Origin of the sequence: Rickettsia sp. TH2014 (assembly GCF_019249195.1) — a bacterium.
Lineage (GTDB): Bacteria > Pseudomonadota > Alphaproteobacteria > Rickettsiales > Rickettsiaceae > Rickettsia > Rickettsia felis.
The window spans coordinates 1-924 of sequence record NZ_MXAX01000243.1 but is presented as its reverse complement, the minus strand read 5'-3'; the positions used below and the strand labels follow the sequence as shown (position 1 = coordinate 924).

Below are 924 nucleotides of genomic sequence, written 5' to 3'. Positions count from 1 at the left end.
GTAAGATTAAATCTTGACTTCTACACAATAGTTAAATTGATATACCGCCACTTTTTTTAAAGCCGGCATGAGCTTTTTCAAGTTTTTTAATAAGTCTGGGTGAATATGATTTAATGTCTTTTTCCTTGCCGCCTTCGTATTTTTTAGCGAGTTTCATTCCCACTCTGATCATATTATAGGCGAAGTTCATTAGCTTTGTTTCTCCTGCTATTCTTTTTGGATTCATAAACATATAAACTTGATAAACGGCAAAGCTCTTTATTAAACGCTTTAAGTCCATTCTAGCTTGTTTGGTCATACTTTGTAATTTATCTTTTGGGTTTGCAAGGTTTTTATTAGCATCTCTAACGATTTTAGAACGTTGATGCATTAAATAATTACTGACTTCGGCAACGTTCTTGTTAATGAGCTTCTCATCCATTTTAAGCTTTAAGTTTTTAGTTTTACCTAAATACCTACGGATTAATAAGATAATTCGGCTTTGCAGTTGAGTTAAATCCATAGTTTGTTCGTTTAAGATAGCAAGTATTCGCTCTATCTCATACTCAAACTCTTCATTTTGGCTTAATTCTTCAAAAATTTCCTCCACCTCTTTACTCTCAAGTACAAGATCGTCACTAATACCCATTAATGCATCTTTTATTTGATCAGCGATTTTTTTGGTATCTTCGGAAAATTGATTATTTGTCATAATCTAATTCATCGTTAAATATAGCTATTTTTATACTAGCACTACATTTCTACTTGTCTATAAAAATTGTATTAAGAGATATTAAATTTTTCGGTCATGCCTCCATATTGCAGTTACGCCTATTAAAAAGCTATACGCTCAATAAGAGTACCAATAACCTTATCATGAATATCCAATGACTTGGAAAAGCAGATTGTCTTACATGCAAGCCTCTTGCATCTCGTTCTAAGGTT

Annotated in this window: 2 protein-coding genes; both read right to left on the bottom strand. The window is 32.1% G+C overall.

The genetic code is table 11. The features are described 5' to 3' along the window. Nucleotides 1-31: 31 nt before the first annotated feature. On the bottom strand, nt 32-691 hold the full coding sequence (locus KYQ89_RS04985; RefSeq protein WP_218460662.1) for a DUF5394 family protein: 660 nt from the start codon (nt 689-691) through the stop codon (nt 32-34). A gap of 122 nt (nt 692-813) precedes the next feature. Continuing rightward, the coding region (locus KYQ89_RS04980; RefSeq protein ID WP_218460663.1) for an IS1 family transposase at nt 814-924 on the bottom strand (111 nt) is incomplete at its 5' end.